The 7805-nt window shown below is 64.6% G+C and carries 6 protein-coding genes; 4 read left to right on the forward strand and 2 right to left on the reverse strand.

Features of this window, described 5'->3' with window-relative positions:
- Positions 1-552: TadE/TadG family type IV pilus assembly protein (locus tag EOA38_RS21505; protein ID WP_145966022.1), on the reverse strand; the 552-nt coding region annotated here is incomplete at its 3' end.
- A gap of 295 nt (positions 553-847) precedes the next feature.
- Here EOA38_RS21505 and EOA38_RS21510 point away from each other — a divergent pair.
- Together EOA38_RS21510 and EOA38_RS21515 are read left to right on the forward strand one after the other, a co-directional pair.
- On the forward strand, positions 848-1708 hold the full coding sequence (locus EOA38_RS21510) for a TIGR01459 family HAD-type hydrolase (protein ID WP_126094421.1): 861 nt from the start codon (positions 848-850) through the stop codon (positions 1706-1708).
- A gap of 32 nt (positions 1709-1740) precedes the next feature.
- Positions 1741-2724 carry a bifunctional riboflavin kinase/FAD synthetase gene (locus EOA38_RS21515; protein WP_126094420.1) on the forward strand — a complete coding sequence of 328 codons (984 nt, stop codon included), beginning with the start codon at positions 1741-1743 and terminating at the stop codon, positions 2722-2724.
- 6 nt (positions 2725-2730) lie between these two features.
- Here EOA38_RS21515 and EOA38_RS21520 read toward each other — a convergent pair whose 3' ends face one another.
- Complete coding sequence (locus EOA38_RS21520) at positions 2731-3285, reverse strand: HdeD family acid-resistance protein (protein WP_126094419.1); 555 nt, start codon at positions 3283-3285, stop codon at positions 2731-2733.
- Positions 3286-3498: 213 nt separating this feature from the next.
- Between EOA38_RS21520 and EOA38_RS21525 the strand changes: the two genes are divergently transcribed.
- Positions 3499-4296 carry a MipA/OmpV family protein gene (locus EOA38_RS21525; protein WP_126094418.1) on the forward strand — a complete coding sequence of 266 codons (798 nt, stop codon included), beginning with the start codon at positions 3499-3501 and terminating at the stop codon, positions 4294-4296.
- Between the two features lie 249 nt (positions 4297-4545).
- Positions 4546-7530 carry an isoleucine--tRNA ligase gene (ileS, locus tag EOA38_RS21530; RefSeq protein WP_126094417.1) on the forward strand — a complete coding sequence of 995 codons (2985 nt, stop codon included), beginning with the start codon at positions 4546-4548 and terminating at the stop codon, positions 7528-7530.
- Positions 7531-7805: the final 275 nt, after the last annotated feature.

Raw genomic sequence — 7805 nt, forward strand, 5'->3', positions numbered from 1 at the left:
CTGGTCGACAAGCTGCTTGGCGGCGCCCTTCAGCAAATCGAACCGCACCTGGTTGGAACCATGGCCGAGTTCGGCCATCGAGCCGGAATTGTCGAGCACCAGCGAGACTTCCAGCGTGTTCTTGAGCCGGATCTCCGACTTTGCCGAGAAATTGACGGTGGTGTCGCCCGCCTTGCCGCCCAGCAGCATGGCCGCCACTGGCAGGAAATAAGGCTCGTATTTCAGGGCTGCCAGCATGACCAGCGTGCCGCCGCCGGCATTGTTGTTGGGCAGGGTCACCGTCAGCGTCGTGTTGGCCGGAAGGACATGCCTGAGATTGGCCTCGAAGAACTGCTTGGCGTAGGCCTTGGCCTGATCGTCGGTCGCCCCACCGACGATCTGCTGCGCCGTGGCGATGCCGGCGGCGTCCAGCGCGTTGAGCGTCTCCTGCCGCTCCCGGACCAACTCCGTGTAGTCGACTGCAAGCGCCACGCCGCCCATCAGCGGCACCATCGTGATAACCGTCATCAGGGCATAATTGCCCCGCCTGTCGCGTAGAAATTCGCGGATCATTGCGTTAGCCCCCGCTAAAGACCCATATCGATGTACGACCATGGTCGTATTTGAGCTGCAACCATGGTCACAAATCTTTAAACTTCACCTTGCGCGAAAACATCAAGAAGGCACCGCCTTTTTGACGGTCCATTAACCCTGCGCTTCCGAACGGGCGATATCGGGGCTCGCCTGCCGGCGACGGCGAAAGCTGATGACAGGATGAAGCGCTTCGGTTATGCGGGACCGGCGGTGACGGCCTCCGGACCAAAGGAATGGCTGTCACGGTTAATCAGGGATCAGATCAGGAAACGGCATGGCGGATTCGCCCGACATCATCGCTTCGCTCGCCGACCTGACGGGAGACTACGCCGCCATTCTGTGCGACGTGTGGGGCGTGGTGCACAATGGCGAATGGCACTTTCCCATTGCCGCCGAAGCGCTGGCCCGGGCGCGCGCGGCCAAAGTGCCGGTGGTGCTGATCACCAATTCGCCGCGCCGCAGCGCCGATGTCGTCGCGCAGATGAACGTGATCGGCGTTCCGGCCGGCGCCTATGACCGCGTCGTCACCTCCGGCGACGTCACGCGTGACCTGATCGCCGAGGGTCCGAGGAAGATCTTCCACATCGGCCCCGAGCGCGACTTCACCCTCTATGACGGTCTCGGTGTCGAGCTCGTCGAGGAATTCGAAGCATCCGGTGTCGTCTGCACCGGGCTCTATGACGACGAGGTGGAGAAGCCCGCCGACTATGCGGAGCTGCTGCGGCGGCTGCGCGCGCGCAACCTGCCGTTCATCTGCGCCAACCCCGATATTCTGGTCGAGCGCGGCGAGCGCACCATCTGGTGCGCCGGCGCGCTGGCGCGCGACTATGCGCAGCTCGGCGGCCGCACGCTGATCGCCGGCAAGCCCTTCGCGCCGATCTACGATGTCGCCATGAAGGAGGTTTCCGGCCTGCTCGGCCACGCGGTCGAGCGCAAAAAAGTTCTCGCCATCGGCGATGGCATGATGACCGACGTCAAGGGCGCCGCCGACAACGGCTTCGACGTGCTTTATGTCTCGGGCGGCATCCACGCCCGCGACTATGGCGATCCGTTGCGGCCCGATCCCGGAAGGCTGGCGGGCTTTCTTTCAAAGCACGGCTACCGGCCGGTCGCCGTCATCCCGCGGCTGCAATAGGCTATAGCGTGGCCATGACGGACGCCTCGGACATGAGTGAAGCTTTCGAACGCATTTCGGCGGTCGCGCCGTTGCCTGCCCATCTGCGCGGCGGCGTCGTGGCGATCGGCAATTTCGACGGCGTCCACCGCGGTCATCTCGCCGTGCTGGAGCGGGCGCTGGCAGAGGCCCGCCGGCGCGGTGTGCCGGCGCTGGTGCTCACCTTCGAGCCGCATCCGCGCAAGGTGTTCAGGCCGGACGTGCCGCTGTTCGTGCTGACGCCGCCGCCGATGAAGGCGCGGCTGTTGGCCGAGCTCGGCTTCGCCGCTCTGGTCGAGCAGCCGTTCACGCGCGACTTCGCCTCGCTCTCGGCCGATGCTTTCGTGACCGACGTGCTGGAGACGAGGCTCGGCATCAGCCACGCCGTCACCGGCTTCGACTTCCATTTCGGCAAGGATCGTCAGGGCGGCCCGGCCTTCCTGATGGCGGCCGGCGAACGCCACGGCTTCGGCGTCACGCTGGTCGATGCCTTCCGCGACGAGGGCGCCGAGGTGGTCTCGTCGAGCCGCATCCGCGCCCTGCTTTGCGAAGGCAAGGTGGAGGAGGCCGCCGGCCTGCTCGGCTACCGGTTCACCGTCGAGAGCGAGGTGATCGGCGGCCAGCAGCTCGGCCGCACGCTGGGCTTCCCGACCGCCAATATGAGGCTTTCGCCGGAAGCCACTCTGAAGGAAGGGATTTACGCCGTCCGTTTCCGCCGCGCCGACGGCATGCTGCATGACGGCGTCGCCAGCTTCGGCCGCCGCCCGACCGTCGACGACAACGGCGCGCCGCTGCTCGAGACTTTTGTGTTCGACTTCTCCGGCGATCTTTACGGCGAGACCTGCCGGGTGTCCTTCTTCGGCTTCCTGCGCCCCGAGCTCAAATTCGATGGGCTCGATGCGCTGGTGGTGCAGATGAAGCGCGACGAAGCCGAGGCGAGGGCGCTGCTCTCCGGCGTGCGGCCACTGTCGGAGCTGGACGCCGCGATCTGCTTTTGAGGTAAGCTATCTCTTCAACGCCAGCCCGATGGCAATAAAACTCCAACCCTGGAAGATCAGGTCGATGGCCAGGAACATGCCGAGCACCCACAGGCTGTTGACAGGCCAGCCCATGGCGATGATCAGGCCAAGCAGGATGGTGATGATGGCGGCCACGAGCAGCCATCCCCAGCCTTGCTCCGGCCGGTGATTGTAGGCCACCCAGGCCCTGAGCAGCCCGGAGGCGACGAGCGCGATGGCCAGCAGAAGCGTCAGCACCGCCGAGGCGAGCAACGGATTATCGAAGGCGAAGAAGCCGGCGACGGCGTAAAGCAGGCCGCTGAGCAGCCAGTAGAAGAAGCGGCCCCAGGTCTTGACCCCGAAGGCGTGGACGATCTCGATGGCGCCGGCCATCAGCATCAGCCAGCCGACGACATAGACCGAGGCGACGGTGGCGATAAACAGATTGCCGAAGGCGATGCCGCCGAAGATCAAGAGCAGCACGCCCAGCGCCACGAACCATCCCCATTTGTCGCGCGTCCGGCCGATCGCGTCGCTCAGGGCATCGTCTTGAAAGGTCATGGTTCGGTTTCCCTCCAGAATTCGCCGCGCATCCTGCGGGTCAGCCGAAGGTAGTCCCGATGGCGTGGCCCGTCCAGCGAGCCGCCTGGCGAAAAAAACGCTTGGGCCGCCGTCACCGATGTTACGGATTTTAAGTCAAATTTTACCGAACCGGCGCCATGGCTTGAGCGCTGCCGGGTGTTCCTGCCGGCCTGTTTCGCGTAAGGGGTGACGATGCGTATTGTCGGGACGATTCCGCTGGTTCTCGCCTCTGGCCTGATGGCCGTCTCCGCAGCCCGTGCGGGCGAGGGGAGCTGGATTTCGGGCGACTGGTATTTGACGCTCGGCGCCACCGGCCTTGTCGCCCCGAATTTCGAGGGCGGCAAGAAGTATATGCTCAGTGCCCAGCCCATCATCTCGCTCGGCAAGGTCGGCCCCGAGGCGCGCTTCACCTCGCGCAACGACAACATTTCGCTGGGGCTGATCGACGACGGCAGCGTACGCGCAGGCCTCACCGGCAAGTTCCTGTTCTCGCGCGACAGCAAGGACGAGCTGGAAGGCCTTGATCCTGTGCACTGGGGCGGCGAAGTTGGCGGCTTCTTCGAATTCTATCCACTCGACTGGGTCCGGGCGCGGGCGGAGTTGCGGCATGGCATTCGCGCCCATAACGGCTTCGTCGCCGACATCGCGGCGGACGCCTTCTACGATGTCACGCCGACGGTCCGCATCTCAGGCGGTCCTCGCGTTTCCTTTGCTTCGTCCGACTATTTCGACGCCTACTACGGCGTCAACGCCAAGGAAGCGGCCGCCTCGGGCCTCAGCGAATACCATCCGGGTGGTGGGCTGAAGTCGACGGGCCTCGGCGGCGCGATCACCTGGAAGGTGACAGATCCGATGACGGCCAGCGTCTTCACTGAATATTCGCGCCTGATGGGGCCGGCGGCCGATTCAAGCCTGGTCAAGGAGCGCGGCGACCGCAACCAGTGGACCGTTGGCGTGTCGACCACCTATCGCTTCAATTTCTCGATGTAGGGCAGGAAACCGGCGCTTTGCCTTGAAATCCGCGCTTTATTCCTGCCGCGCCATCCGCTAAAAGCCACGCGATGAAGAGCTTTTCGCGCCTTTTCGCGATCGCGATACGAATTACGGGCCCGGTGTTCCGGGTGGCCTGAGCGCCACCGGAGCCGCCGGGAGTTTTCGCGCGCTCCTCGCGCTTTGCCCAGAACATGATACTTCAACGCCCGGGCGCTTCCGCCGCCGGGCAATTGAGATGGCAGATCGATGACCGATACCCCTACGACCGATGCGTCCGAGACGATCGACTATTCCAAAACGCTTTATTTGCCGCAGACGGATTTCCCGATGCGCGCCGGCTTGCCCGAGAAGGAGCCGGGCCTGGTCAAGCGCTGGCAGGACATGGACCTTTACCGCAAGCTCAGGCAGGAGACCGCCGGCCGGGAGAAGTTCGTGCTGCATGATGGCCCGCCCTACGCCAACGGCAACATCCATATCGGCCATGCGCTGAACAAGATCCTCAAGGACGTCATCAACCGCTCCTTCCAGATGCGCGGCTACGACGCCAATTACGTGCCGGGCTGGGACTGCCACGGCCTGCCGATCGAATGGAAGATCGAGGAGCAGTACCGCGCCAAGGGCAAGAACAAGGACGAGGTGCCGGTCAACGAATTCCGCAGGGAATGCCGTGACTTCGCCGCTCATTGGATCAAGGTGCAGGGCGACGAGTTCCAGCGCCTCGGCGTCATCGGCGATTTCCACAATCCCTACACCACCATGGCCTACCACGCCGAGGCGCGCATCGCCGGCGAGCTGTTGAAATTCGCCATGTCGGGCCAGCTCTATCGCGGTTCCAAGCCGGTGATGTGGAGCGTTGTCGAGCGTACCGCGCTCGCAGAGGCCGAGGTCGAGTACCAGGACTATGAGAGCGACACGATCTGGGTGAAGTTCCCGGTCGCCAGCCTTGCGCAGCCGGTCGCCGGTGCCGACGCCGCGACGGCGCTGAGCGAGACCGCGCTCGATCTCGTCGAGGCGCATGTCGTCATCTGGACGACCACGCCCTGGACTATCCCCGGTAACCGTGCCGTCAGCTATTCGCTGCGCGTCGCCTATGGCCTCTACGAGGTCACGGCGGCGGAGAATGCCTTCGGCCCGCAGCCCGGCGAGAAGCTGATCTTCGCCGACGCGCTCGCCGAAGAAAGCGCCGCCAAGGCCAAGGTCACCTTGAACAGGCTTCACAGCGTCTCGGCCGAACAGCTTGGAAGCCTTACGCTTTCGCATCCTTTCAAGGGTCTCGCCGGCGGCTACGAGTTCCCGGTTCCGATGGTCGCCGGTGAGCATGTCACCGACGAAGCCGGCACCGGCTTCGTCCACACCGCGCCCAGCCACGGCCGCGAGGACTTCGACGCCTGGATGGACGCGGTTGCCGAGCTGCTTAAGCGTGGCGTCGACACCACCATCCCTTTCCCGGTCGACGATGCCGGCTTCTTCACCAAGGACGCTCCGGGCTTCGGCCCGGACCGCGAGGGCGGTGCGGCGCGCGTCATCGACGACAACGGCAAGAAGGGCAATGCCAACCAGGCGGTCATCGACGAGCTGATCAAGCGCAACGCGCTGTTCGCGCGCGGCCGGCTCAAGCACAGCTATCCGCACTCCTGGCGCTCGAAGAAGCCGGTCATCTTCCGCAACACGCCGCAATGGTTCGTCTATATGGACAAGGAGCTCGGCGACGGCACGACGCTGCGCAGCCGCGCGCTGAAGGCGATCGACGACACGCGCTTCGTGCCGGCGGCGGGCCAGAACCGCATCCGCGCCATGATCGAGGAGCGTCCCGACTGGGTGCTGTCGCGCCAGCGCGCCTGGGGCGTGCCGATCGCCGTCTTCGCCGACGCGGACGGCAACGTGCTGAAGGACGAGGCGGTCAACGAGCGCATCATGGACGCCTTCGAGAAGGAAGGCGCCGATGCCTGGTTCGCGCTCGGCGCCAAGGACCGTTTCCTCGGCAACCACGACGCCTCGAAATGGCATCAGGTGATGGACATCCTCGACGTCTGGTTCGATTCCGGCTCGACGCATGTCTTTACGCTGCAGGACCGTCCCGATCTCAAATGGCCGGCAGACGTCTACCTCGAGGGCTCCGACCAGCATCGCGGCTGGTTCCACTCCTCGCTGCTCGAAAGCTGCGGCACCAGGGGCAGGGCGCCCTACGACACGGTCATCACCCATGGCTTCACCATGGACGAGGAAGGCCGCAAGATGTCGAAGTCGCTCGGCAACACGGTGGTGCCGCAGGACGTGATCAAACAGTCCGGCGCCGACATCCTCAGGCTCTGGGTGGTGACGACCGATTATTGGGAAGACCAGCGGCTCGGCAAGAACGTGCTGCAGACCAATATCGACGCCTACCGCAAGCTGAGGAACACCATCCGCTGGATGCTGGGCACGCTTGCCCATGACGAGGGCGAGGACGTTCCGCTGGACAAGATGCCGGAACTCGAGCGGCTGATGCTGCACCGCTTGTCCGAGCTCGACGAGGTGGTGCGCCAGGGCTACGACGCGTTCGAGTTCAAACGCATCACCCGTGCGCTGCTCGACTTCATGGTGGTCGAGCTCTCGGCCTTCTACTTCGACATCCGCAAGGACGCGCTCTACTGCGACGCGCCGTCCAGCCTGCGCCGCAAGGCGGCGGTGCAGGTGGTGCGCCACCTCTTCGAATGCCTGGTGAAATGGCTGGCGCCGATGCTGCCCTTCACCATGGAAGAAGCCTGGCTCGACCGCCACCCGGATGCCGTCTCGGTGCATCTCGACCAGTTCCCGGTCATACCGCAGAACTGGCGGAACGAGGCGCTGGCCGAGAAATGGCGCAAGGTCCGGCAGGTGCGCCGTGTCGTCACCGGCGCGCTCGAGATCGCGCGCGCCGACAAGCTCATCGGTTCCTCACTGGAAGCCGTTCCGGTGGTCACCATCGACGACGCGGCGCTCGAAGCCGCGATCGCCGATGTCGACATGGCCGAGATGGCGATCACCAGCGACCTGGTCATCGAGCACGGCAACGCTCCGCAGGGCGCCTTCATACTGGACGACGTCAAGGGTGTGGCCGTGGTGGTCGAGAAGGCCGAGGATCGCGGTCTGGTCAAATGCGCGCGCTCTTGGCGCTACACCGCCGACGTCGGGCAGGACCCGGAATTCCCGGATGTCTCGGCCCGCGATGCGGCCGTGCTGCATGAGCTGAAAGCACTCGGGCGTTCGTAGACGCCTGTTCATAAGCCGGTGCAAAAGTGCCACGCCGGGCGGCCCTTATCCGCCCGCGCGTTGCCCTTAATAAGTGGTTGAGGTAAACACGCGACACTCCGGCAGACAAATTGTCGCCGGATTTCCATCGCAAATGCGGGGAAGAAGGGGACCGTGCCCCTGTGGCCGGTGGCGACCGAGAGGCTGTTAGAGTGGGACTTTTTGGCATGACCGAAAGAACGTTTGCGCGCGCCGCGCTGCTGGCGCCGCTTGTGGCATCGGCCATTGCCATGTCC

Origin of the sequence: Mesorhizobium sp. M1E.F.Ca.ET.041.01.1.1, from assembly GCF_003997355.1 — a bacterium.
Lineage (GTDB): Bacteria > Pseudomonadota > Alphaproteobacteria > Rhizobiales > Rhizobiaceae > Mesorhizobium.

Excerpts from the sequence above, each read along its gene's own strand:
- EOA38_RS21510 (WP_126094421.1), top strand. The coding sequence starts at position 848 with ATGGCGGATTCGCCCGACATCATCGCTTCGCTCGCCGACCTGACGGGA.
- EOA38_RS21515 (WP_126094420.1), top strand. The coding sequence starts at position 1,741 with ATGAGTGAAGCTTTCGAACGCATTTCGGCGGTCGCGCCGTTGCCTGCC.
- EOA38_RS21520 (WP_126094419.1), bottom strand. The coding sequence starts at position 3,285 with ATGACCTTTCAAGACGATGCCCTGAGCGACGCGATCGGCCGGACGCGC.
- EOA38_RS21525 (WP_126094418.1), top strand. The coding sequence starts at position 3,499 with ATGCGTATTGTCGGGACGATTCCGCTGGTTCTCGCCTCTGGCCTGATG.
- ileS (WP_126094417.1), top strand. The coding sequence starts at position 4,546 with ATGACCGATACCCCTACGACCGATGCGTCCGAGACGATCGACTATTCC.